Origin of the sequence: Kordiimonas aquimaris, from assembly GCF_025574485.1 — a bacterium.
Taxonomy (GTDB): Bacteria; Pseudomonadota; Alphaproteobacteria; order Sphingomonadales; family Kordiimonadaceae; genus Kordiimonas; species Kordiimonas aquimaris.
Genome location: NZ_JAOBPO010000002.1, coordinates 729,583 through 753,971, shown reverse-complemented (window position 1 = coordinate 753,971; position 24,389 = coordinate 729,583). Strand labels below are relative to the sequence as shown.

At 45.8% G+C, this 24,389-nt stretch carries 23 protein-coding genes and 1 other RNA gene; 11 read left to right on the top strand and 13 right to left on the bottom strand.

Annotated elements, in window-relative coordinates; genetic code table 11:
- Positions 1 to 19: 19 nt before the first annotated feature.
- The gene (locus OEU88_RS09265; protein ID WP_394805250.1) at positions 20 to 928 is read right to left on the bottom strand and encodes a sulfotransferase family protein; all 909 of its coding nucleotides are present in this window, start codon (positions 926 to 928) and stop codon (positions 20 to 22) included.
- Positions 929 to 1,151: 223 nt separating this feature from the next.
- On the opposite strand from OEU88_RS09265, the gene OEU88_RS09260 reads away from it, so the two are divergent.
- Together OEU88_RS09260 and OEU88_RS09255 are read left to right on the top strand one after the other, a co-directional pair.
- Complete coding sequence (locus tag OEU88_RS09260) at positions 1,152 to 2,435, top strand: MFS transporter (RefSeq protein ID WP_262694873.1); 1,284 nt, start codon at positions 1,152 to 1,154, stop codon at positions 2,433 to 2,435.
- Positions 2,432 to 4,186, top strand: a complete 1,755-nt coding sequence (locus OEU88_RS09255; RefSeq protein ID WP_262694872.1) for an ATP-binding protein — start codon at positions 2,432 to 2,434, stop codon at positions 4,184 to 4,186. Before OEU88_RS09260 ends, OEU88_RS09255 begins: the two co-directional genes overlap by 4 nt.
- Here the strand turns inward: OEU88_RS09255 and OEU88_RS09250 are convergent.
- The 3 genes from OEU88_RS09250 to OEU88_RS09240 all read right to left on the bottom strand — a co-directional run bounded on the left by OEU88_RS09250 (position 4,183) and on the right by OEU88_RS09240 (position 5,840).
- On the bottom strand, positions 4,183 to 4,872 hold the full coding sequence (locus OEU88_RS09250) for a response regulator transcription factor (protein ID WP_262694871.1): 690 nt from the start codon (positions 4,870 to 4,872) through the stop codon (positions 4,183 to 4,185). The genes OEU88_RS09255 and OEU88_RS09250 overlap by 4 nt on opposite strands.
- Before the next feature lie 137 nt (positions 4,873 to 5,009).
- A complete protein-coding gene (locus tag OEU88_RS09245) occupies positions 5,010 to 5,426 on the bottom strand; it encodes an MAPEG family protein (RefSeq protein WP_262694870.1) in 417 nt (138 codons plus the stop codon).
- Between the two features lie 33 nt (positions 5,427 to 5,459).
- A complete protein-coding gene (locus OEU88_RS09240) occupies positions 5,460 to 5,840 on the bottom strand; it encodes a VOC family protein (protein ID WP_262694869.1) in 381 nt (126 codons plus the stop codon).
- A 162-nt stretch (positions 5,841 to 6,002) separates the two neighbouring features.
- Here OEU88_RS09240 and OEU88_RS09235 point away from each other — a divergent pair, with 162 nt between their 5' ends.
- Complete coding sequence (locus tag OEU88_RS09235; protein ID WP_262694868.1) at positions 6,003 to 6,950, top strand: AraC family transcriptional regulator; 948 nt, start codon at positions 6,003 to 6,005, stop codon at positions 6,948 to 6,950.
- Here OEU88_RS09235 and OEU88_RS09230 read toward each other — a convergent pair whose 3' ends face one another.
- Positions 6,951 to 7,532, bottom strand: coding sequence for a uracil-DNA glycosylase family protein (locus OEU88_RS09230; protein ID WP_394805249.1), 582 nt, complete (start codon positions 7,530 to 7,532; stop codon positions 6,951 to 6,953).
- 169 nt (positions 7,533 to 7,701) lie between these two features.
- On the opposite strand from OEU88_RS09230, the gene OEU88_RS09225 reads away from it, so the two are divergent.
- Positions 7,702 to 8,211 carry a YHS domain-containing (seleno)protein gene (locus OEU88_RS09225; RefSeq protein WP_262694866.1) on the top strand — a complete coding sequence of 170 codons (510 nt, stop codon included), beginning with the start codon at positions 7,702 to 7,704 and terminating at the stop codon, positions 8,209 to 8,211.
- Positions 8,212 to 8,313: 102 nt separating this feature from the next.
- On the opposite strand, the gene OEU88_RS09220 is transcribed toward OEU88_RS09225, so the two are convergent.
- Positions 8,314 to 10,776, bottom strand: a complete 2,463-nt coding sequence (locus OEU88_RS09220; RefSeq protein ID WP_262694865.1) for a zinc-dependent metalloprotease — start codon at positions 10,774 to 10,776, stop codon at positions 8,314 to 8,316.
- A gap of 126 nt (positions 10,777 to 10,902) precedes the next feature.
- Positions 10,903 to 11,278: RNase P RNA component class A (rnpB, locus tag OEU88_RS09215), an RNA gene on the bottom strand.
- 151 nt (positions 11,279 to 11,429) lie between these two features.
- Here rnpB and OEU88_RS09210 point away from each other — a divergent pair.
- Positions 11,430 to 11,657 carry a lipoprotein gene (locus OEU88_RS09210; protein WP_262694864.1) on the top strand — a complete coding sequence of 76 codons (228 nt, stop codon included), beginning with the start codon at positions 11,430 to 11,432 and terminating at the stop codon, positions 11,655 to 11,657.
- Between the two features lie 22 nt (positions 11,658 to 11,679).
- On the opposite strand, the gene OEU88_RS09205 is transcribed toward OEU88_RS09210, so the two are convergent.
- From OEU88_RS09205 to OEU88_RS09185, 5 genes are all read right to left on the bottom strand, one after another.
- Positions 11,680 to 12,339, bottom strand: a complete 660-nt coding sequence (locus tag OEU88_RS09205; protein ID WP_262694863.1) for a TetR/AcrR family transcriptional regulator — start codon at positions 12,337 to 12,339, stop codon at positions 11,680 to 11,682.
- 61 nt (positions 12,340 to 12,400) lie between these two features.
- Complete coding sequence (locus OEU88_RS09200) at positions 12,401 to 13,606, bottom strand: hypothetical protein (RefSeq protein WP_262694862.1); 1,206 nt, start codon at positions 13,604 to 13,606, stop codon at positions 12,401 to 12,403.
- 32 nt (positions 13,607 to 13,638) lie between these two features.
- Positions 13,639 to 14,400, bottom strand: coding sequence for an N-acetylmuramoyl-L-alanine amidase (locus tag OEU88_RS09195; protein ID WP_262694861.1), 762 nt, complete (start codon positions 14,398 to 14,400; stop codon positions 13,639 to 13,641).
- Positions 14,390 to 15,280 (bottom strand): DMT family transporter, encoded by an 891-nt coding sequence (locus OEU88_RS09190; RefSeq protein WP_262694860.1) that lies wholly within the window; start codon positions 15,278 to 15,280, stop codon positions 14,390 to 14,392. Before OEU88_RS09190 ends, OEU88_RS09195 begins: the two co-directional genes overlap by 11 nt.
- Positions 15,280 to 16,011, bottom strand: a complete 732-nt coding sequence (locus OEU88_RS09185; RefSeq protein ID WP_262694859.1) for a TerB family tellurite resistance protein — start codon at positions 16,009 to 16,011, stop codon at positions 15,280 to 15,282. Before OEU88_RS09185 ends, OEU88_RS09190 begins: the two co-directional genes overlap by 1 nt.
- 170 nt (positions 16,012 to 16,181) lie before the next feature.
- On the opposite strand from OEU88_RS09185, the gene OEU88_RS09180 reads away from it, so the two are divergent.
- The 6 genes from OEU88_RS09180 to OEU88_RS09155 all read left to right on the top strand — a co-directional run bounded on the left by OEU88_RS09180 (position 16,182) and on the right by OEU88_RS09155 (position 22,843).
- Positions 16,182 to 17,312: a beta-ketoacyl-ACP synthase III gene (locus tag OEU88_RS09180; RefSeq protein ID WP_262694858.1), complete on the top strand. Its 1,131-nt coding sequence runs from the start codon at positions 16,182 to 16,184 to the stop codon at positions 17,310 to 17,312.
- 10 nt (positions 17,313 to 17,322) lie between these two features.
- A complete protein-coding gene (locus tag OEU88_RS09175; protein WP_262694857.1) occupies positions 17,323 to 18,453 on the top strand; it encodes a beta-ketoacyl-ACP synthase III in 1,131 nt (376 codons plus the stop codon).
- Positions 18,454 to 18,838: 385 nt separating this feature from the next.
- A complete protein-coding gene (locus OEU88_RS09170) occupies positions 18,839 to 19,228 on the top strand; it encodes a BlaI/MecI/CopY family transcriptional regulator (protein WP_262694856.1) in 390 nt (129 codons plus the stop codon).
- Positions 19,221 to 21,689: a M56 family metallopeptidase gene (locus tag OEU88_RS09165; protein WP_262694855.1), complete on the top strand. Its 2,469-nt coding sequence runs from the start codon at positions 19,221 to 19,223 to the stop codon at positions 21,687 to 21,689. Before OEU88_RS09170 ends, OEU88_RS09165 begins: the two co-directional genes overlap by 8 nt.
- Positions 21,690 to 21,802: 113 nt before the next feature.
- Entirely contained in the window at positions 21,803 to 22,189 is a 387-nt protein-coding gene (locus tag OEU88_RS09160) for an MAPEG family protein (RefSeq protein WP_262694854.1), read from the top strand.
- A 57-nt stretch (positions 22,190 to 22,246) separates the two neighbouring features.
- Positions 22,247 to 22,843 carry a hypothetical protein gene (locus OEU88_RS09155; RefSeq protein ID WP_262694853.1) on the top strand — a complete coding sequence of 199 codons (597 nt, stop codon included), beginning with the start codon at positions 22,247 to 22,249 and terminating at the stop codon, positions 22,841 to 22,843.
- A 31-nt stretch (positions 22,844 to 22,874) separates the two neighbouring features.
- Here OEU88_RS09155 and OEU88_RS09150 read toward each other — a convergent pair whose 3' ends face one another.
- The gene (locus OEU88_RS09150; protein WP_262694852.1) at positions 22,875 to 24,332 is read right to left on the bottom strand and encodes a flavin-containing monooxygenase; all 1,458 of its coding nucleotides are present in this window, start codon (positions 24,330 to 24,332) and stop codon (positions 22,875 to 22,877) included.
- Positions 24,333 to 24,389: the final 57 nt, after the last annotated feature.

Here is a 24,389-nt window from a genome sequence, read left to right as displayed (position 1 = left end):
TTCTGTGAAACGGGTTGCGTTACGCGGCGTTGGTTTTATCTGTGCTTGATCCAGCAGCGTCTGCTGCATTGCTGTTCTCGGCCTCTGGCTGTTGAACGATCATCTTGGCGCGGGAGCCCTTCAGGTTTTGCCAGAAGTTCAGCTGTGAATACTGCTGGAACAGTTCGGGCGGCAGGATGGTGCGGCGCGGCATGGGCTGCACCTTCTTGTGCACCTTGTGCAGGCCCGATACGCCGAGGTTCTCGTCAAACGCGGGGGCATCGTACTCAACATTATCGAAGTCATGATCGTATGCGTCTTCCCCGAGGAAACCGTAGACAAGCCCCATCACCTCTGCGGGACGGGCAACCAGCAGGTCATAATCAATCAGCAGCAGCTTGTCGGCGTTCGTGCCGTATAGCGCTTCTTGCAAGGCTGACCAGCCATAACCGACAAGACCGTTGCGGTTGGCAAGTGCCTCGCACCGAGTGAACACAGTGCTGCGCTGGTTGGCGTCACCAAACAAACGGGTGTTTTCAAACGCATTGCTTTGGAATTGGCGTTCCATACTGTCCATCACCCACGCAACATTGCGCACACAAGCCAGCACCTTGGCATTTGGGTATAGGTCCGTCAGCGCCGCGAGGTTGGCTGTCCACGCCCGGTTGGTGTCAAACACCACAGACTGCTCAACCGGCAGGTCAGCATAGTAACTATCGAACAAGCCTTGGGCTAAACGCTTGCGCTGTTCGGTGTTGACCATCGGTGCCATCTCGGAGCCAGCGCTGACAGATGCAATGAGATTACTGAACAAACCACCCACCGGACTTGTCATGCCAGCGTGAAATTTGGGGTTCTGGCGCAGTATTGCACTCAGCAACGTGGAGCCAGAGCGCGGCATCCCTGATATGAAATTAAATGTACGTTCAATTGGAAATACGCCAGCCATGATAATGGTTCCTCCTGTGCGGCGCAAAGCCCCACTCCCCTCAAAAAACAAAACACGACCACCCATCGCTGTTTTCATGGTTAACAATGGGTTAAGAAGGAAACAATCGCCCAAAAGGGTGATTGACGGCACTTTTTTGAAAGCCGACAGTGAACTAAATTTTACGAAAGTGATTCTGACTTTGGCGGCAGAAAACATAAATAAAAACAATGATGTAACAGACATGGAAGCGTCATTTACACTGTGGCAATTGATTTGTTTCGGTGTGTTAACAACCCCGCTTGCCATGGCAAGTTTTGCGTTTGTCGTGTTTATTCCAACTTTTTATGCTGTGGATATGGGACTTGGCCTCGGCCTTGTTGGCGGTGTGTTTGTAGCTGGGCGTTTGTTTGATGTGGTGACGGACCCGTTGATTGGTTACCTGAGCGATGAAACCCGCACACGCTGGGGGCCACGCAGGCCGTGGATTGTGCTGGGAGCGCCGGCATTCAGTGTGTCAATCTGGTTATTGCTGGCGCCGCCTGAAGGCGCAGGCTTGATCTACCTGTTGATAGCAAGCGGTATGTATTTCCTGTTTTATACGGCGCTTGATGTGCCTTATTCTTCTATTGGGCTAGAGATTTCACCGCACGTTCACGAACGGTCATTACTGGCGAGTTCCAAAGCGGTGTTTCAGGTGATTGGCGCATTGACAGTCGCCGTTATTCCGCTTGTTTTTGCATTGCCGACACCGGCCGCCCTTGGCCTGATCGCGCAGATCATGATTGTGTTATGTTTTGTAGGCTTGGCATCATTTTTGATTTTTGTACCCGGCGGATACAGGCCCGTTACTGCGCCGCGCATCACCATGCCAGCCTCACTGAAAATGATACTCGCCAGCCCGGCATATAGAAATCTTGTGCTCACATTCCTGATTATTCAATCAGCTAATGCCTTGTCAGCGGGACTTGCTGTGTTGTTTATCACTCATGTTATAGGGGCGCCGGAACTTGTCGGGGCATTTGTTGGGCTTACCCTACTATCATCTGCTTTGTTCCTGCCTGTTTGGGTGATGATATCAAAGCGGTTCAGCAAAATTGCAGCGTGGCGCGCGGCCATCATAACTTGCTGTATTATTCTCTCGATTACCCCATTTTTGGGGCACGGTGACGTTGTTGGTATGGCCGTATTGTCGGTGGTGATTGGCGCCGCATTCGGTGCAGATGCCATTATGCCAACGTCCATGCTGGCTGATATTGTATATGCTGAAGAGAAAGACGGTAAGAACCGACTTGCCGGTCTTTATCTGGCAGTCAAAAACGCAGTTTCCAAGCTGGCGTTCATTGTGCCGATGGGCCTTGCTTTCCCTGTGCTTGATCTTGTTGATTTTAATGAAACAGGTTCAAACTCGGAAACACAGCTTTTTACCCTGACTTTCTTTTACGCTTTAATGCCCATCATATTTCGTTTCATTGCGCTTGTTGTACTGAGGCGCGCACCGCAAACTCAGGAGCTGGTCAGCACGTGACGCCACCTGAAACATATGACTTAACGGATATCCGCGTGGAACAGGCAACGATGCTGAAGCAGCGTGTTGTTGCATCATGCGTCTTTGTTCAGTTTTTGATCTGCAATTATTCCATTATATTGCTCGCTACTGGTGAGCAGACAGGCATATTGTTATGGTTTTTTCTATCAACAGCAATGGTAGCTGTTACTTATTTTTACGCCAAAATAGTCGCGAAAAGCGGCATTACACGTGCCAATGTTAATGGCTATTTAGCCGGCCATATTATGGTTAGTAGCATCACCGGGATAATATGGGGTGGCTTTGCCATATATATCAGCAGTGGCATGGAACCGATGGATTTGCTTGTTTCTGTGTTTCTGGTGTGCGGCATCACCATTGGTGGCATGTTACCCAGTTCAGCATACCGACCGGGGTATATGGGGCTGGCTACTTTTGCACTCGCACCTTTTGCTTTGTTTATTCTTTTAACTGCGCCTTGGCCAATGATACTAATGGGGCTGGCAATACTTGTGTATTTTGCCTTTGGTATCATAACAAGCGCTCGTGCAGAAAAAGACCTTTTCGATTCCATAGAACGCCGTAATGCTCACGCGCAAGCTGAGCGGTTGAAGGCAGAAAATCTGGTTATTCAGCGTGTAAACGAAGAAAAAACAAGGTTTCTGGCGGCAACAAGCCATGACCTGTCGCAACCACTACATGCGCAAGGATATTTTATTCAGTCACTTCGAGAAAAGTTAAACGAACCTTCAACGATAGAATTGTTGGATAAAATTGAACAAACATGGCAACGGCAAGGGCAATTCCTTAGAGGATTGGTTGACATTAACCGCCTTAACAGCGGCGCTATCAAACCAAACATTGGCAGCATTAGCTTAGCCGGGGAAATGCAGGCCATAGCAGATGAATTTTCCGGTATAGCCGATGAAAAAGACATTACATTAACCTGTACATTTGAAGACAGCGTGACACAAACGGATGCTGTGTTGTTGAACCGCATTGTACGCAATGTAATTTCCAATGCCATTAAGTATACACCGCGCGGCGGCAATGTGAGTTTTAAACTTACAAACAACAAAGGCATGCCAGAAATTGTCGTAAGCGATAATGGCCATGGCATACCAACCGACCAACTGGAGAACATATTTGAAGAATACGTACAGCTTGGGAAAAACGATACCAACGAAAACGGCGTTGGTTTGGGCTTATCCATTGTACGCAAATTGGCTGAATTATTAGCTATTAAAATGGATGTGCAATCAATCGTTGGTAAAGGTACAGTATTCAAGATATGCCTGCCTGACATCGTCGATCAAATTGCAGTGGATGAAAAAACCAACACCGCCGAAAGCTACCAAACACAATTGAATTCATCACCAATGGTGGTGCTGGTTGATGACGACCGCATTATCAGAGAATCCATGTCCAATTTGCTAACATCGTGGGGATGTCAACTTATTACGGCCTCCACCTCTGATGAAGCAGTGGAGCTTTTAAACAATATTGCCGAGACACCTTCACTGTTAATAGCCGACAAATGGTTAGAAAACGGAGCATCAGGTATCGACCTTATTACGCAACTACGCGAAGAGGTTAACGATGATATTCCTGCAATTTTAATGAGCGGTGACCCGAGTGGCTTAAACAACAAAGAACCAATGACTGACGTCACGTTCCTAATAAAGCCTGTTGCTCCTGAAGAGATATACAAACGACTGCAAGACGCAACAGCCATGCACGTCAAAACCTAGATAATACCTAATGCTTGTGCTTTACGCACACATGCCGTGCGTTTATTGACGGCAAGTTCTTCAAATATTTGCCTGAGATGGGTCTTAACAGTGTTTTCGCTGATGGTTAGGCTGGAAGATATCTCTTTGTTTGAGGCGCCGTTTGCTATCATTCGCAAAACTTCGATTTGTCGCTTTCCCAATATAGGGATTGCAGCGGGCATATCGTAGGCTTTTTCTTGGGCGTCACCATGAGGCGCTGATTTTTCAGATTCAACAGAAACACCTTCAAAGTACTGCGCGCCCGAAATCAATACATTGATTGCATTCAATAAGTCTTTGTTTTCTGCCGATTTATGGATAAAGCCATTGGCACCAAGGCGCTTGATCTCATTGATTGGCGGGTCTGTATTAATACCTGACAAAATAAGAATAGGCGTTTGTTTATCATGAACGCGTGCCGCAGCAACAAACGCAAGGCCGTTCATTTGGTTCATCACCAAATCACACACGATCAAATTAAATTTCTGCTTATCTTGTATTCTGGCTAGAAGGCTACTTGGTGTATCAAAGCCTTCCACTTCAAAACGAGACGCCATGCCTTTTACAACAAGGGATATACCTTCCAGAAACATCCGGTGATCATCAAGAACAGCAATTTTCAGTGCTTCAGTCATACAACAATCAGTTTTGTTTACGGCTGTCACACTAATCACCATACGGCACATTGGCAATGAAAGTGTGGTAACAAGTTAGTCACAAACGATTATTTATCAGTACCTTCCATGATTATTTTGCAAAAAGAAAACGCGGCTCCAGGAAGCCGCGCTTAATATAATAGTCTCTATGCAATCGCAGAGAACCCAATCATCAATACAGACAACCAAGACACGAGGTAAACTGGTGTTCTAAGGAATGGAACGCCCAAAATATAAACAACAGCGTGAGCCAAACGAGCAAAGAAGAAAACTTCAGCCCACATAGCCACTACCTGCAGCGTATCCGTTGAACCGCCAGCAAGCATCAATGCTGCAACAACAACCGCAACAAATGCTGGCATTGTTTCGACCATGTTGAGGTGCGCGCGCTGTGCACGTGCCGCCCACAAAGGTTGTTCAGGTTGTTCTTGCGGGAACTTTTCAGGGTAATTGTTAAGAAAAGTTGGCAAACCCCACGTTAGAAGGCGAGAGAAAATGTATGGGACCCAAAGCAATACTGTTAATATACCACTGAGAGCTAGATATAAAAGTGTCGTTTCCATCGTTTATTCTTTCCGAGATTAAGTATGTTAAATTTATGTAGAAAAGCCATTTGTTAATGCTTCAAGCTTATGGCCAAATGGGTCACGCACATATGCGGCGTAAACTTCTTTATGTGGATAAGCACGTGTACCTGGGGCACCTTCACATGTCGCGCCTTCGCTCAATGCGGCATTATAGAATGCGTCAACCGCCTGCGAAGAACTGGCATGAAAAGCAATGTGCATACCATTAGCGCTAGTGAAGGTTTCACCATTAAATGGCATCATTGCTAAAAACTGAATGTGCTCGGCACCGTATGCAATCAAGCCATCCATCTCTGCGAGGCAACTCAGGCCTAGCGCATTAAGGCTCTTGTCGTAGAATTTCTTGGCGCGAGCCAAGTTATCTACCCCAACGCTTAAATGGTCGATCATTTTTCTTTTTCCTGTCTCATTGAAGGAAAAGAGAAATTAACCATGCCAATAAGATTAACAATGTGCATTAATCTTGATTTTTTGACTATTCGTCCTGATTTCTTGCTAAAGCTAAATTAACAGGCATACATAGATATCAGCGAGTTTGTAACGGAGACTAAAATGGATGTTTTGAGTGATATATTGGACCTTCTACAATTTAGAGGCTCTCTGTATTTTGTCACCGAATTTTCGCCGCCGTGGGGCGTTCAGGTGCCTGCTTATCAAAATGTTGCACGCTTTCATCTCGCTATAGGCGGGGAATGCTGGGTAAAGGTCGAAGGTGTCGAAAAACCTGTTTTGCTGTCTCCTGGCGACATGATCATAATACCGCATGGTAAAGCACATGTTTTGCTGGACAAGTTAGACACTCCTCCGGCGACATTGGACGCCGTTTTGGAGACCAGCGGATTTACTGGCGAAGGTCATCTTATATACGGCGGTAACGACGACGGGATGAACAAACTGGTATGTGGTCATTTTCAGTTCGATCAAAACTTTCATCACCCCCTTATTTCTGAGCTACCGGACTACATACTAATTAGCGGCAAACAAGCGCTTGATTTCTCGTGGTTTGAACAAGCAATGCGCTTCATGTCATACGAGTCTCAGTCAAGCAATATGGGTAATGAAGTTATTATCAAGCATCTATCTGAAATTCTCTTCATTCATGCCGTTCGCGTATGGAACAAATTTACAGGGCATGAAAAAGGATTCCTTAAAGCAGTTGCAGACAGACATATTGGGCGATCATTAAAAGCATTCCACCAAAAACCAGCCGACACCTGGACAATTGAACTTCTTGCGGCAGAAGCAGGGTTATCTCGTTCCGTTTTCGCTGACCGCTTTCGATACCTTATGCAAACAACACCCATGCATTATGTCACAATGTGGCGTATGCAAAAGGCTTGCAATTTTCTAATCCAAAACGATATGCCAACCGATTTGATTGCGGAGGAAGTCGGGTATCAATCTCTTGCCGCATTTAGCAAAGTTTTCAAGAAAACCATTGGTATCGGTCCAGGTAAATATCGCAAAGATCACAGCTTGTTAAATGCCAGAGCCGCTTGATCACAATAATGAAGCAACCCTTGCACGCAGTGCAGGCAAAATATCGACTTCGAACCATGCGTTCTTTTTCAACCAAATATTGTTGCGAGGACTAGGATGCGGCAGAACAACCGTGTCAGGCCAATAGTTTTGCCATGCCTTAACAGTGTCTGTAACCGTGCGCGGTCTGTCTAAAGGAAGGTGCCAATCCATTGCATACTGCCCGATGACAATCGTTAATGACACATTGCGCAAGCACTGCAGCAACTCATCTCGCCATGCAGGGGCGCATTCTTTCCGTGGTGGTAAATCACCAGACTTACCGGTACCAGGAAAACAGAACCCCATCGGCACAATTGCCATTTGGCGCGCATCATAAAAAACATCTTTAGAAACACCCAACCAATCTCTCAGCCGGTCACCGCTTGGATCGTCGAACGGAACACCTGTTTCATGAACTTTACGCCCGGGTGCTTGGCCGACTATCAATATTTTTGATGTTTCGCTCACCTGAAATACAGGACGAACACCGTCCACCAAAGCGTCTTTGCATATTTCACATGCTCTGATTTCACGAGAGAGCTTTTCTAAATCAACAGACATCATTACCACGCTTTCCTTAGTTTATAAGCTAGACACTTTATATATAGCGTTAGTCCTGACAAATGGAGCGAATAAGACGAATGAGCATTTTTTACAGATTAGTACGCATAGATACATTTGATTAAGCAGCCTATTTAAGCTGTACCAACATGCAAGAAAGGAAATGCACATGTTAAAATCTATCTATCGCACACTAGCTGTGTTTACCGTCGCCCTATTCAGTTTAGTATCTGTCGTGGAGCCTGCTTCAGCTGAAGACAAAGTTCGCACAAGCAATGTAAGTGATCATAACCTGGCACTGAAGGGTTACGATGCCGTTGCTTACTTCAACCAAGGTGAACCAACACCTGGCAAAAGCCAATTTTCTCATACATACAAAGATGTTGAATACCGTTTTTCAACAGCAAACAACAGAGACAAGTTCGCAAAATCACCATCCAAGTATGCACCACAGTATGGCGGCTTCTGCGCGTTCGGTACTTCTGTAGGGCTTAAATTGGAAGTTGATCCTGAAGCATTCAAAATTGTAGACGGTAAACTATACCTCAACAACTCGCTCGACATCCACAACATGTGGCTTGAAAACCCAAATGGTCGCATCAAAGCGGCAAACGGTCACTGGAAGAAAATCAAAAACGTTGCTGCAAGCAAACTAACACCAATTGGTTTTGACGGCTAAGTCACCTCCCCTCGACTGAACCAAAACCAAAAAGCAGTTGGCCTCATATGAGACCAGCTGCTTAATTTTTATAGACAAAGGAATGCTAAACGGCATTCAACATTAATTATTACAATGCCAACAACTTTCCCCCATAGCACCAATCGGACTTCCAGGCGGAACAGGTGGAGGATTTGGTGCTTTAACGGCTGGTGTTCTAGCCTGAGCAAACGCATCCTCAATACGACGAGCAATCAAATCACCATAAGGTGCGAGGCCGCCCCGCATACGGGCCGCTGACTGTTTAATATACTCTAATGATTGCCGTACTTCCGTGCGCACCAACAGTCCTGTGCCAGGATTATGAAGTGTAACGATAAGCCTTTCAGTGATCCGCTCGAGAACGATACCGCGCAGAGCAGTATCAGCCGCACTATCACCTCGGCTTTGGTTAGACAAAGCCGCCCATACCCTGCTTACAACCCCTTGAATACCTTCATGGTCCTCAACATAGGTTTTCTGCTCGGTCAGACGTTGCATTCTCGCAGGGTGCATTAAAGCATCCAGTGTAACATCGATTGCGGCAGAAGCCGCCGCTTCCATGCTAAACGCAGTTGAGGCACTGCCCGAAAACGATTCACGCCTGAACTGCGGGTCACCTGATCCTGCGCCGCGCGGCGTGAGTTCAAGTAACGTCTCTTGAGCGATAGACAAAGCACTTGGCTCAATAGTCGCGGTAATGCCGCCCAAGGCACGCACTTGTTCACTCCAACTCACTGGCACTGGTGCCTTTCGGCCATCGCCTTCCGAACGGTAAGCAAAATCATAACCACCAACAAACTTGGCTGCCGCCTCTAGCTGATAACGGTGATACAAGTAAAGCGGAACAAATTTTGTTTGCAACGCTTCATAGCTTTCGCCGTCACGCAAGTTATCCTTACCAAAACGGCCAAGCGCATAAGCACGCACCTGCATCACAGCAGCTAACTCATCAACAGCGTCCGAGCCATTATCCCATAAGGAACCACGAATATGACCAGACCCAATAGAACGGCTGTCGCGGTCAGCAACATAAATCAAACCTTTTGAATCTGCTTCGCGGAACATGGCCGCTTTAGCCGCGGCATCATCTTCAGCATAATCACCATACAGGTACGTAGTAGCCCATTTGTCCCACGCACCAATACCGATGCCATATACATTTGAAAAATCGAGGCCATCACCATTTGTCGTCATCCGCACATCAGGTGCTGGATAATCCATCACGCTTTCACGGCCATATGAGCTAGCAGCCATATTGTGAGCAAAACCAAGTGTATGTCCAATTTCGTGCGCAGATAATTGACGGATACGGGCAAGAGCCAATTCAACTGCATCATCAGCTGCTCCAGTCCCTGTTTTCTTCGCCCCAGCTAAAGCTTCAAATATCTTGATATCTTGGCGCACACGAAGTGATCCAAGAATAACCACGCCGCGCAATACTTCACCAGTGCGCGGGTCAGTGATACTGGTACCATATGACCATCCACGCGTGGCGCGGTGTACCCAGTTCACCATATTGTAGCGTGCATCTAGCGGGTGAATACCTTCAGGAAGTATTTCAGCTTTATATCCGCCAGGGAATCCTGCCGCAGTAAAGGCATCTTCCCACCAGCGAGCTCCCTCGAGCAACGCGGAACGGATAGGTTCCGGTGCACCGTTATCAATATAAAAGATAATAGGGTTTACCACATTGCCTGATGCGTCTTTTTCCAGACGGAAACGACGCGCCACATTCACAACTGTACTACCGTCCAGAGGCGCTGACATATCTGTATAAGATGTATTGATCAAGCCTGCACGTTCATCGTACTCACGCGGCGTGTAGCCATCATCAGGCAACGCAAGCAGCGTTGTATGCATAATCAAACTAACGGCTTGCGGTACCGGCGTTGTTGCTCGCACTTCGCCACCCGGCGCTGTACTGGAAAATGTTACATGTGCATCAAATTCCAAGTTACGTGGAAAGGCATGAGCTGCGTTTGTATCAACGTAACTACGGCTATTTTCCAGCTTAAAAGAGCCTTGCCCCCTGTTGCGCAACTGCGCAACAACTCCACGCGCATCGCGTTTCAGAAAACTACTGAAATCGATCAGTAGTGAGCCATCTTCATTCTCAGCCACAATTGACGTTGACCAGATAACAGACTGGGCAAAGCTGGTTTCAACAGCACGCTTCTCTGTTGGATTAGTTGCTGTTGCACGAAAGCTTTGGTTTTCAACAACGGCTATTACCATGTCGCCGGCACGCCGGAACGACATGATAAAGTTACCAGCCGGACTACTACGATCCAGACCAACCGGATTAGACCCCAAACCCGCGGTTAAGTATGGCGTATAAATATAACGCCCAAACGTGCCATCAGTCTGCTGTTCAAGCTCCAGCAATACACGCGCTTTACCATGATCTACATATGCAGTTACCAAACCTTCACGCTTTTCAAGACCTTCAACTGATTCTGCAAACGTTGCAGACATCACCGCAGTTGCAGGTGCCATAACTAGCGCGATTAAAAGCCCAAACATCTTCGTAATACGAGCTGACATATCAACCAAACCCTCTTTTCTATATGCGCAGGTTAAAAACCAACGCCCCAAATCGAGAATTACCATATAGAGGTGATTGGAAAATCGAAAGCCTGATCACACAAATGTTGTTGTATGCGGAAAATAAGTGGCAGATGGCGTGTAAGCCGGGTTCTGTACCAACAAAGCTGGTGATGATCATTCCTCTAGGTGTACTGTTGCCAGCACACTCAAGCAACCGACCCGGACGGCGGCGCGAAAACTCGCCTGCTACTTAAAGCAACCATCCCTATTGGTCTTGCTTCCGGTAGGGTTTACCTTGCCATCCTTGTTACCAAAGACGCGGTGCGCTCTTACCGCACCCTTTCATCCTTACCTTGCCCCAAAATGGGTAAGGCGGTTTGCTTTCTGTGGCACTTTCCCTAAGGTCGCCCTCGCCGGCCATTAACCGGTACCGTGTTTTCGTGAAGCCCGGACTTTCCTCCCCCGCGTCAAGCGCGGCGGCGATCATCCAGCCATCTGCCAATGATGTCATAGGCGTGCTTGTACTTATGCGTCAAGGATATTGATATACACCAAAAAATAAGGCACAGTCGCAGCGAAAATAGAAATACAGTTTCTGGTAGTTAGGCTATGTTCCTATTACTGGTCATTTTCGACAATTGAGGACGTTCATGAGTAAGAGTTTTAAGTTTTCTGTCATCATTGGTAGTGCACTGGTTTTGTCCGCATGTGGCAGCAAAGGTGATGCCATTGTTTTCGATACGGTTCTGGGCCCTGAGACTGAGGTGCAAATCGAAGGACTACCGTCAACACTGGAAGGCGATACAGCGCGTGCAAATTATTCGACAGAAAACCTAAAAGGCCAGCAAATGGAGAGCGACGACGGCTCTACCAGATAACACGCAAAACAAGTCAGGCTTGTTATACGCCATAAATTTTTAGAAAACTTGCCACCGCAATTGTTACTTGAGATTCTATTTCCTCATCTGTTGGCGGCTTTTCAACGCCAATAGAGACTTTGAAATGTGATGGCTCTTTAATGAGGGCTACTAATTGCTGGCCTGCCTTTACTGTGTCGTCAATCTCTAGCTGGCCCCGATCAACCCAGGTCTGCAAAAATTTAGCGAGCTGCTCTTGTACATCAGCGGGCCCTGATTGCCAGAATATATCAGCAAGCATTGGACCGCGAGCAGCAGCAGAAACAAGTAGACGAAACATAGCAAATGCACGTTCGCTCATCAGCAATGCTGCCAGTCTATTACAAACTGCAGTAAGGTCTGCCTCCAACGTGTGCGTTTCAACAGTTTCCAAGGCACGTTCAGGATAATGAACAGCGATTTCAGAATGAACAGCCTCGCCAAACAGCTGCTTTTTACTTGAGAAATGACTATAGACCGTTTGTTTAGAAACACCTGCGCGCTGGGCAACCTTATCCATGCTGGTGCCGTCAAAACCCTGCTCGAGAAACAAGTCAATTGCGGCTGCAAGGATCGCATTGTTTTTTTCAACATCGCGCGGCCTGCCACGCGCAGGCTTTGCTGCGGCTTCGGCTTGTTCAGTTTTCAGCATAGACTGACTCATTAACATTACCTCAATGTTCTGTCAGGCTAATTGTATCAACCCTCGCACTGTTAGGATACGATTATTCAAGTAAAGATGCAGCAAGAACCAAACCACGCGCTTGGTTATCATCATCTTCAATACTGCGAATAATATTTGCAGCCAGAACTATATCCTTGTTTCCCAAAGCACCTTCAAGCAATTGAAGTCGAATTAAGTCACGTTCATAAACACCTTCCAGTTCAGACACCTCTGCCATCACTGCACTAGTCTGCTCCGCAATCAATGCACGTTCAGAAGACATAACAATCGAACTCAAATACCGCGCCTTATTGGCAAGGTCAGTGAATACTTCCTGACGCGCCAAAGCGCTCTCCAAATTCCCCAAGCTCGCTTCAACTTCACCTATCAAGAGCGCAACACTTTCAAGAGTTTCAGCACCACGAACACGCCCCAAGTGCAACAAAGCCAAATTATAACTTTCAGTCAGCATCGCTTCATTTAAACCACCGTCATGCATGATACGTAACCGATGAGCCGTAGAAAGAGCCCGATCATTAATGCTGACAAGGGACGCGAAGAATTCGTCAGCTTCATTTATGTAGGCTTGGCGTGTTTCGGTGTCGCCTCGTTTATCTGCAACAACCGCCATCAAAATCAGACCGCGATACAACTGCGACGGTAATGTGTATTCACGAATCTGTTGATCGAGCTCAATTAGATTCAAAGCGGCAATCGCACTTGCTGGCGCAAATGGTAACATACGGAGGCGTTGCCATGACGCACGCGAGCCATTTTCCATTTGCGATAGTGCAACATTGGCGTCAGCAACTCTGCCCGCTAACATGTTTTCCCTGGCAATTGCGATCAACGTGCGCTCTTTGACACTTTTGATTTCAAGCTCTTCGGTCAATGCCAAGGCGCTGGCACTGTCACCTGCACGCGCAAGCAAAGGAGCAATTTCAGTTATTTTTTCCTGAGTGACTAAATTCAGATTAACGGACCTCGCCTCGTCCAAAGCAAGCATCAATGTCTCAATCGCCTGGCCTTGCTGACCTGTTTCAGAAAGTGCCCGCGCGACAGCTATCAAGACTTTGGCACGTTCGACACCAAATTCCTCAGCAATAACCGTTTGCAAAGCTGCCGAGAAAGCGCAATCTCTTGTTAGAGCCTCAAGGCAGGCTAACGTATAATCATTAGGCCGATGGCTTTGTGCAACTGTTCCATTTTGTGCAAGACTTGCACTGGAAACAGCAAGGGCTAAAACTACTGTCGTTATTATTTTCATTATACTTCCTTAACAGAACTCACGCGCTTGCTTTATAGCACGCTTTGATGTTGCCGTGTCAGATTAGCAACTGCCAATATCGCCGTCAGCGTACCAGAATCCAAAACCCCAGTTACTTTTTCCGGACGCCAATGGCGCTGAAATGCCTTCAACACATTCGATGCGTTCGTTATACTATTACAATTTTCTATGTCATACCCAATAATTTTCAAATCTTCGAGAAGTGAAGCCGTTCCCTCTACACCTAAGTCACTATCTTCGATGGGTTCAGCGCTACCAGCATCGACACTAGGCCATATGCCATAACCATTTAATGCGAGGTGTTTCCATGGGAATAATTCACCAGGGTCTTGCTTGCGTATTGGCGCGATATCGCTATGGCCAATAAAGCGGCTCTCCGGAATACAATATGTTTGCTTAAGATGTTTCAGCAACGCCAAAAGGCTATCAATTTGCCTTACCGGAAACGCTCGATAACCAAATTCATAGCCGGGGTTTACCAACTCAACACCTATGGAAGTATGATTGAGATTATCTCGTCCTTGCCATTTGGAAACACCAGCATGCCATGCCCGCTTGTCTGGATGCACTAGCTGATGTGCTATTCCATTTTCTTCAATAAGGTAATGCGCGGAAACCTCAACGGCTTCATCGCATAAACGTTCAAGCGCCTCTTCTGCTGATTGCATACCAGTATAATGCAATATCACCGTATCAATTAAAGGCTGACCATCTACTATCGGCGGACGTTCATTCCAGTTAGACGAAGGTGTATATACAAGCTCAGGGAACATAAGAACGCGGTGCCTTCGAAGGCTTCAGTCGAATATTGTTACGAATTGTCACAATCAACACCCCCGAAATCGTGAAAAGACCACCAACAATCAATTCCCAATGAATGACTTCACCTAGGAAGACAACTCCGCTGATAATTGAGAACAATGGCATAACAAGAAAATAAGGCGTTACTGTGGATATTTCATACTTCCGAAATAGATAGTTTGCTCCGCCATGACCAATAAGCGATGAACCAACGGCAGTATAAACAACAGCCAGCCATGCGCGCATACCCGTGTTTTTAACTGCCTCTATCTGTCCACTTTCAAAGAAACCAGACAATAATATCGAGCCTGATACAGCAGCAAATGCAACCCAAGCCTGAACGGTAACGGCAGGCACTTCCTTTAATTGCCGCATCATTACCGAGGCCAAGGCAAATACAAAAGCACCTAAAACAATTAAAAGTATAGCGTCCCAGTATGCGAACACTTCAGGGTCAAACCCTAGAATGAGCACCCCAACAAAGCTGAGTGAAATACCCAAAATGCGGTACCAGCCAACAGTTTCTTTCAAAACAAGCACGGCCAACAAGGTTGCAAACGGTACATTTAGCTGTGAAGCAACACTGATGGAGCTTACGCCATCAGCAAGACTCATGGCGGAAAACAATAATCCAAAATGTAAAACGCCTAACAAAAACGCAACAGCCAGCATTTGGCGCATCTTACCTTGAACAACCTTCAAAAATGGTACTAGCACAGCAAGAACTATCAGGAAGCGAAACAAATTAGCTGTTAGTGGTGGCAAATCAGCAACCGCCCATTTACTTGCCAGGAAGTTAAATCCCCAAACCGCCGAAATTAGCACCGCCAACAACACATCACGGAACTGCATTAGCCTTTTATCCCTCTAGACTTAAGAATTGTATCATAAGCCGCGTTAATTTCTGCAGACCGGCGTGTCGCAACTGCGATCAAGTCGCTCGGCACACCTTCGGCAATCAAACGATCAGGATGGCTTTCACGCACAAGCTGCCGGTATCTCTTCTTCAAATCATCAGTACTAATGCCAGGCTCAACACCAAGTACACTATATGGAGAGTCGGCTTGATGGCCTGCATGGCGTGAAACCAGAGTTTCAATTTCAGCAGGGCTGTAGCCAAATATTTTTGCCACAACGCGAATATAATTCAGCTCATTTGGATGCAACTCACCATCTGATTTCGCAATAAAGAATAAAGCCTCAATCAAATCGGCAAGGACTGTGCGTTTGCCACGCATCAAGTCAGCTATTTGCTGCGCATATGCATCAAACCCGGCAGTATGCTTTCGTGCCATATCAAAAACACGTCCAACATTTGCCATCTCATGCGGCGGCACTTTGAATACCTGCTTAAAAGCCTCAACCTCTTCACGAGTTACTTTGCCATCGGCTTTCGCCATTTTCGCTGCCAAGGCAATCACACCTATAGTAAAGGTGACCTGTCGTGTTTCGTCGGTTTCAGGTGATACCTGTTCAATAGATGCATCTACAGCAGCGCCGACTGTCACCCCTATGAGTGCTCCTATAGGCCCGCCTAGCGCCAGGCCCGCTGTTCCGCCAATTATTTTACCCCAAATAGACATGCGCAACACCTAGCACAGCACCAAGTGCTATCCCACTCAAAATTAGGCAAATTTTTGTTTTTATGTGAGAAGATAAAGTACACTTGGCGGATACCGTTAAAAGCTTTATATCTGTTCTCAAGTGTCATAAAGATGCAATATATTTAAGCGTACCCAAGAGGAAACTACTTATGGTCGATGTGGTTATTACAGGGACTGGCCTGCATGTTCCTGAGAGTAAGATCACGAACGAAGAACTGGTTCTGGCGTTCAATGAACATGTTGATCAATTCAATGCTGAGCACAAGGCAGATATTGAAGCAGGCCTTATGCCTGCAAAACAACACTCAAGTGCTGCATTCATAGAAAAAGCATCTGGCATCAAAGAACGTCATCTGGTGGATGCTTCAGGTGTTATGGACTTAAACCGTATGATGTCATCCATGCCTGAAAATGCACACGGCGATAACGATACACCTTCATTTCAAGCGCAAATGGGCATAAATGCAGCTCATCAAGCCTTGAAAAGTGCCGGCATCGAAGCTTCAGAGATTGATCAGCTTGTATGCACATCCGCCATTATGCAGCGCGCGTTTCCGGCAATGGGTATTGAAGTACAGCATCATCTGGGCACAAGTGGTTCCGCCTTTGATATGGTCATGGGGTGTTCAAGTGCTACCTACGGTCTGATAGCTGGCGTGAATGCAATCAAAAGCGGCAATGCTGACCGCGTACTGATGGTTAACCCTGAAATTTTCAGCACAATGGTGAACTTCCGTGACCGTGATAGCCACTTCATTTTTGGCGATATAGCCACAGCAGTTGTTCTGGAACGCGCCGATCTTGCCAAAGGCAAAGAAAAGTGGTTGATCAAAAATACAAAACAGAGCACGCAGTATTCAAATAATATTCGCTCTAATTACGGACCAATGACACGGATTGATGATGATAGCCTTTTCCGTGACGACATGTTTTTTGTGCAAGAAGGCCGTAAAGTTTTCAAAGAATTGTTGCCTTTAGTGACAAGCTTTATAAGTGAGCAACTTGAAGACCTAAACATGAGCGTGTCAGATCTATCGCGTATGTGGCTTCATCAGGCAAACATCAACATGAATATGTTTGCAGCGAAAAAACTTTTAGGTCGAGAACCTGAATTCGAAGAAGCGCCCACTGTTCTAGAAAAATACGGCAATACCGCAGGTGCCGGTTCTGTTGTCGCGTTTCATCATCACCGTGATGATCTAAAAGTCGGCCAACAAGGTTTAATTTGCTCTTTTGGCGCGGGCTATTCTATCGGCAGCCTTCTGGTCGAAAAACAGTAAGGGAATTCAAGTGCAAAACGTCGTTATCAGTGGTACCGGCGTTTATACGCCGCCAAATAGTTTGTCGAATGATGAATTAGTTGAAGCATATAATACGCACGCTGAAGCATGGAATGCAGAACATGCCGCCGAAATTAGTGCCGGCACATTGACCGCCAAGGAAATGTCATCCAGTGCTTTCATTGAAAAAGCTTCAGGGATTAAAAACCGCTACTTGATGGAAGCAAAAGGTGTTGCAGACCCTGATCGCCTGTACCCAAATTTGTCCGACCTTGCTGAAGGTGATTTTTTCGACACACCTGTTCAAGTAAAAATGGCCTTAGCTGCTGCAGAGGAAGCTCTCAGCGAAGCAAAGCTATCAGGAAGCGATATTGATATGGTGATCATATCAGCTTCTGTCTGGGAACGTTTTATTCCCTCAATGGCAACCGAGCTCCAACAAATTCTCGGTGCAAAAGGCTTTGCTTTTGATATGGCAATGGGTTGTTCAAGTGCAACATTTGGCATGTCCACGGCATGCGATGCTGTACAATCAGGTATGGCCAACAAGGCTTTAGTTGTTACTGCTGAATACCTCTCACCACTCCTTGCATTTGAAGACAGAGACGGCCATTTTATTTTTGGAGATGCTGCTGTTGCTACTGTAATTGAACGAGAAGGTGAAACAAGTTCCGACTGCGTGTTTCGCGTCAACACGCGCAAGCTATTCACCGAGTACTCAACCAATATTCGCGCCGGATTCGGGTCACGCGTGTTGATAGAACGCGACAGAATTAATGACCCTAACCAACGCTTCACACAAAGTGGTCGCGCCGTTTTCAAAGAGTTACTCCCGAAAGTTATCGACCATGTTCAGTCACATCTCGATGACATTGGGATGGCTCTTTCGGATTTCCAACGCATGTGGCTACATCAGGCCAACATTAATATGAACATGTTTGCGATCAAAAAATTGTTGGGTCGTGAGCCAAAAAATGGCGAAGCACCTATAATACTCGATGAATATGCGAACACCGGCGGTGCTGGCTGCATGATTGCTTTCAATAATCACAAACATGATCTTCAATCCGGCGATCACGGAATTATCTGCTCGTTCGGAGCAAGTTACTCTATTGGGTGCTTTACTGTGGAACGTCTTTAGGAAACTGCATTTATTCATAGTGACATTATTTAAAATACGCCTCACAAAAGTAAGATAGAGGTCGCTGTTTAACGAGCTTCCAAAATAAACACATTGATCAAAGGCTTTCTGCCTTCAGTGCATTCATGAATGAAAATTACCATAAATTGAAACACTGATTACATCAGTTTGAATAATATCAGTACGCCGCTTTGCTTATGGAATCAGTTAATCAGCTACTAATTCAACATATCTAACGGCGGCTATAACACAGCCAATTCAGGCGCATTTAGCAATGCTTCAATCTGATATACATTAAAAACCGAATATGAAGATTCAATAAAAACTTGACTCTTTCTACACATGTAGTAATTAACTTCTACAAATGTAGTAATAGAGAAGTGCAATGACAAAAAATACCAAGCTCAGCGACCAGCAATACCAACTCATGTCAGTATTGTGGAATATAGGTGAAGGCTCCGCTAAAACGGTCCAAAGCGGGCTTGAAGACGTCACGCTGGCACACACCACAATTGCTACTATTCTTACCAGACTTGAAAAGAAGGGCGTACTCACATCACGTACGGAAGGCAGAGAACGCATCTTCACACCGCGCATTAGCGAAAACGAAGCACAAAAATCAATGATTTCTTCGCTCGTCGGCACCTTGTTTAAGGGTGATGATCGTCAGCTTCTGGCGCATCTTGTTAAGGAAAATGAAATTGACGATGCTGAACTAAATGCCATCCAACAAATACTAAACAACAAAACAGTTACGGGAGAGAGCAATGATTGAGCAGATCATCATAGACCTTCCCTTCGTTGGCCTTTTCATCAAATTCATGATTGCCAGCACATGTTTACTGGGCGGCGTTTGGCTTATGGAAAAAGCCGGCATAATAAACACACCAGATATTGCTGAAATGGCTTGGAAACTTGCCATTGCCGCTAGCTTCATTTCTGTTTTACCGATTTCGATCACACCATCGAATATTACTGTTCCTTTGAGCGAAAATGCAGCGCAAGTTGCACGCTCACAAAGTCCGCTCGCCGTGCAGGCGCCCAATACTAATGCTGGGTTGTTACAGAATAGCCCACCAAATTATAATAACGGGTCCGACAGCGAAACTACGGTACTTCCTCCAGCACCTGAAGCACCTGTACGTGCGAGTGGCACCCCTATTACAGACGTAAATTCATATGAACCTAGCCCTACACTCATGGGCGGCGCTGAAACATCAGATAATGAAGCAAGCTTTTCGTTTACAATGCTATTAGCCATTACTTGGCTTTTATTGGCAGCAATCGCGTTATCTGCGCTGGCTTTATCATACAGACGCGCAATCGCCAGCCTGGGTACACGCACACGCGTTGACGCCGAGCATGATGCAAACAAAGCACTTCGGGCAATATGTGTAGAGGCCGACATTCGACATGTGCCATACCTTAGCCGCTCAGATGACATTAACAGTCCAGTTTGCTTGCCACGCCGCGAGATATGTCTACCTGCATGGGCTTTCGAAGATATGGATAGCAAAGCTCTAAATAGCTTAATTGCACATGAGTTGGCCCATATGCTGCGCCGGGATCCCGCACAAATTATATTCTTACAAACGCTATGCAGAATTTGCTTTTTCCAACCTTTGTTCGCCGTTGCCCGCAGAAGATTGGAAGACTGTGCCGAATTGGCAGCAGATGAATGGGCAGCCAAACAACTCTCAAGCGCAAATACAGTCGCGGAAGCCCTGTATACCTGTGCACAAAAAATAACACAAAAACGACAGATACAATGGGGATTAGCCATGGCAGGAGATAAATCTATTTTACGTCAACGCGTTGAACGTTTGGTAAACGCTGACACCAGTAAATTTGAAGGTGCAAGCACACTTAAACGCACTGGCGTTAGCCTTGCTATCGCAGCTGTAGTTTTAGCTACACCTGGCATCGAGTTTGCTACTGCACTAACAACTGATGCACCGGACAACATCGTCGCGAATGCCGATAAAGAATTCAGATTATACACACCTGCTGATGGCAGTGGAACAATCATTATACCGGTTTCCAAAGTAAACGAACCTTCTCTTTCTCACGAGGAACCTTCCCATATTTATATCGAGAATGATAATAGCGGTATAGAAACTGGAAACATGCATTGGTCAGATGACAACAATTCAGTAAAAGTATCCTGGGATGGTCGTTTCACCATAAGTGAAGATGAACGCAGCATTGCTTCAATCGAAGAGGATGGTGCATTACAAATTCGGACCAATTTTGGCAACGATCGTCGGCGTATTCGCTTCTTCAATGATGAAGGCACACTGGATACGACTTATTGGGAAGATGGCAAGAAAACCGAGTTTGACGCAGAAGGTGAAGAATGGCTTGCTATAACAGTTCAACACCTTATTCAAAATACTGCAATCGATATGGAAAAACGCGTAGCTCGATACCTTCGCGAAGGCGGCACCGATGCTGCACTTGAGCGCTTATCAGATGTAAAGTCTGATTATGTGAAGCGCATTTTCACCGCCCATTTATTGCGCCAAGCTGAATTCAGCGAACCACAGTTCAGGAAATTGCTGAGCAACATCCGTACAATGGAAAGCGACTATGAGGTGCGGCTTACATTACTTGAGATGATGAATACAGGAACACTAACGCCGCGCAATTTGAATGAAGCACTTGATATCGCAAAAAACCTTGATAGCGATTATGAAATGAGGTTGACCCTCAGTCCAATGCTGGAGCGTTTCAGCATTGACGACAAAAGCATGAACAAATTGCTGGATCTCGCCAAAACAATTCAAAGCGATTATGAGCTACGCTTGCTACTCTCAGAAGCAACGCACAATGAGTTTTCCGAGGAAAATGTGGCCAAGCTTCTGGAAGTGACAGAATCAATTGAAAGCGATTATGAGTTAAGGCTACTGCTGGAAGACGTTTCTGAAATCGAAGGAATGACCGGCAAAGTTATGGAAGACTTGGTGAATTCCCTGAAGTCAATTGAAAGCGATTACGAAAAACGCTTAGCTCTTGAGTCTATCGTCGAAGAAGCCGAAATGCTGACAACGAAAGCGTGGAAAAATGTGATCGAACAGGCTGAAGCAATGGGTAGTGACCGCGCAAAGCGACTTGTATTAGAGCAAATTCGCGACGAGCTTCCCAATGAAAAAGCACTGCGTGATGCATGGCAAAAAGCGGCGAAGTCAATCTCGGGAAAATACGAGCGCAACCTCTTACTAGATGACAGTGAATAACCTCACCCATCATAGTACCTTAACTCCTTACCCTCGTGGCGTGTCCGGCAATTCATTACTGGACACGTTTTTTTGTATAGATATGCTGAACATGGGATAAGAGGAGACCTAAAGTGACACTTGAAATGACATATCTTTTGTGGAGCGTAATCTTAACATTCGTGCTGATTATGATACCGGCCGGAGATGCTTTAATGAAAAACGGTGCCGACACTCAGGCTGGTGCACGAGATAATGTGCCGGAGCCGAGTGTTTTCAACAAACGTGCATCACGCCTTAGTACCAACATGCTTGAAAATATGGTGCTTTTTGCACCGCTTATTTTAATTGCAAATGCAACCGACATATCCACAGAAAATACTGTTCTTGGTGCCCAAATCTTCTTTTATGCGCGCCTCGCTCACGCAGTTGTGTATCTTGCAGGCTGGCCCAAGATACGTCCGGTGATATGGTTCGTTAGTGTCATTGGAATGGGTATGATTGCTATTGCGCTTTTCTAGCATCGCAATCAGAAAACATATTGATTACTTGGCTTGATAACGTGTTAGGAGTTTAAGATGAGAAAAATATTTGCCCTATGTTTTTTATTGGCGACTTTCCATCCAGCCATGCAAGTCAGTGCACAACAAGACGAAAAAACACAGGAAAACCAGCCTCAAGCTGAACTATCAGAAGATCAGCTTCGTCAGCGCTATGAAAAATCAATGTCATACATGCTGCGCCGTGCTGATTTAGCGCGCGCGCTTGCGGCCGAACTACTAGTTCACATGGACAAAAATGCAGCCTCGCCTGAAATTCATCTGATAGAAGAAGCCAGCCAGGTTCTTGCTTTTGATGTTGTATGCGGTGACGACGTTATTAACGCAAATGGCCTACAACACATCGCAACAGCCAGCACATATAAAATCGCCGTCGTTGCTGGTCGTTCGCCCATCGTTGCCAAGTTAAGCGAAATAAGCCAACAACAACCCATACGGGACAGAATGAATTTGCTTGCCGATATTTCAACAATTGTATTTATGCATAATATTGGCCGTCGGCGTGGTTTGTTTGACTCGCTCATAACCGATTTTGGTACGGAAAGTTTCTGCAACGGTATGCGAAGTAACATGCGCGATCGTTATAATACGCTTACAAGCGACCTTGAAGAATAAAAATATTTAAATGTCTAGTGCTGCTAGGCATTTATTTTTCAAAAACAAAATCGTCTAAATCAACGCGAGATAACAAACGCCGATATCGCAAAGTCGTACCTGACCAGAGTGTATAATTACGACCATCATCTCCTACATACCAGCTTTTGCAGTTAGTATGCCATACGGTATCTTCCAGTTCATGCTGCACTTTGTCATCAAATCGTTGCGCAATATCCTTACGCGCATCAATAGTACGCGCTTCTTTTTGCAGGGTCGCCTTAATACAGCCGATAATGTAATTCACCTGTGCTTCAATCATGAGAATTATAGAGTTATGCCCAAGGCCACTGTTCGGGCCGACCAGCATTGCAAAGTTCGGAAACCCTGGAACCCATACAGTGTTATGGGCACGAATACCGCCACTCGTGAAATAATCCGTCATACGGGTGCCATCAGGACCCGTTATTTCCAAATTTTCAAGTAAGCTAAACGGCTTGAACCCGGTCGCTAAAATCAACGTATCCACAGCATGCTTGGCCCCATTGGCATCAATCAAATGATCCTTTTCAATTTTATCAATACCATCAGTGACGAAAGTTACATTGCTGCGCTGGATAGCCGGAAAATAATCATCCGAAATAAGTATTCGCTTGCATCCAACAGGGTAATCCGGCGTTAGTTTTGCACGCAAGTCCTCATCTGGAACCTGCTCTTCCAGATGCTTCATCATGACACGACGAGCAAGTGCCTGAAATACACGGTTATTCTTAAATGCTGGCCAGTTTGACTCTAACATAAGATATATGCGTAGACGATGCAGGGCGCGCATGAAGTCAAAGCGTTGAAATCGCTTTTTGGTTGATGAGCGATAGCTTTCATCCATCCGTGGACGTATCCAGTTTGGTGTGCGTTGAAAAACTGTCAACGACTTCACTTTATCCACGATCTCGGGTATTAATTGAAGAGCACTTGCTGCCGTCCCAACTACAGCAACATTTTTGCCGGTCAAATCATGATCATGATCCCATTGGGCTGAATGAAATTTAGCACCGTTAAATGCTTCGAGGCCCGGAATATCAGGGAAACTTGGAACATGAAGACCACCAATGCCATTGATCAAGAAATCAAATGTTTCGGTATGACCATTTTCAAAGGTAAGTTTCCATCCATCTTCATATATTGCACTCACAAGCGCATGGCCAAATTTCAGGTGAGGATACAAATCGTACTTTTTAGCACAATGGAGTGCGTATTCCTGAATTTCTGCGCCCGGTGAAAATACATGGCTCCAATTCGAGTTAGGCTCAAAAGAGTATGAGTATAAATGCGATGGTACATCACACGCTACACCAGGGTATGTATTTTCGCGCCATGTACCACCAACTTCATCTGCTTTTTCAAATATAATAAAACTATCAATGCCAGCTTTCTTTAGCTGGATACCCATACACATACCTGCAAGGCCAGAACCAATAATGGCAATAGTTGGTGATGCTCGTTCAGACACGCCTATCCCCCGGACATTTTCTTTCAATTAAATTTAATCAAATCCATTAAAATGTAA